Annotated in this window: 1 protein-coding gene; it reads right to left on the bottom strand. The window is 28.4% G+C overall.

Annotation, left to right across the window (positions count from 1 at the left end):
• Positions 1-86: 86 nt before the first annotated feature.
• A partial coding sequence (locus U881_RS0100075; protein WP_024652872.1) for an Mlp family lipoprotein occupies positions 87-507 on the bottom strand: 421 nt, incomplete at its 5' end.

The raw sequence follows: 507 nt of genomic DNA, 5'->3' as shown, positions 1-507 counted from the left end.
TCTTTTTGCTTGTTCTTTTGTAAATATCTTCTTCAAATTTTTTCTTCTTTTTTAAATCCCTTTTTGAAATTTTATCTTTTATTTGTTTACGCGCCTGCTCCTTCTCCACAATTGCTTGACGTTTGTTCTTTAAATTGATCTAGATTATCATTATTAGATTTAAGGTATTCTTTTATCACTGTTTTGAAAGTTGATTTTTGATCACTTGCATTATCTCCAGTACATTTGTTAAGTTCACTTTGGATATGTTCAAGAGCTTCTTTAATCTTGTTTTCGTCTAGACTCAATAATTGATTGAGCTTATCATTATCTCCTAATGCTTCTTTTAAAAGATCCAATCCTTGTTTTTGAGTATCATTTAACTTTTCTTTGAGTATTTCTTCTGGTGTTTTTGCAACCTCTTCTGTTTGTTCTGCTTCATCTTTTTGAGGTTTGTCATTATCAGTGTTTTTTTGTTTATACTGATCGCAACTATTAATCATCAGTAATAATATCAAAATAATATTG

Source organism: Borrelia persica No12 (assembly GCF_000500045.1).
In the GTDB taxonomy this organism is placed as follows: Bacteria; Spirochaetota; Spirochaetia; order Borreliales; family Borreliaceae; genus Borrelia; species Borrelia persica.
Note: the sequence above shows the minus strand (reverse complement) of the source record. Positions and strands in the feature narration are given on the sequence as shown.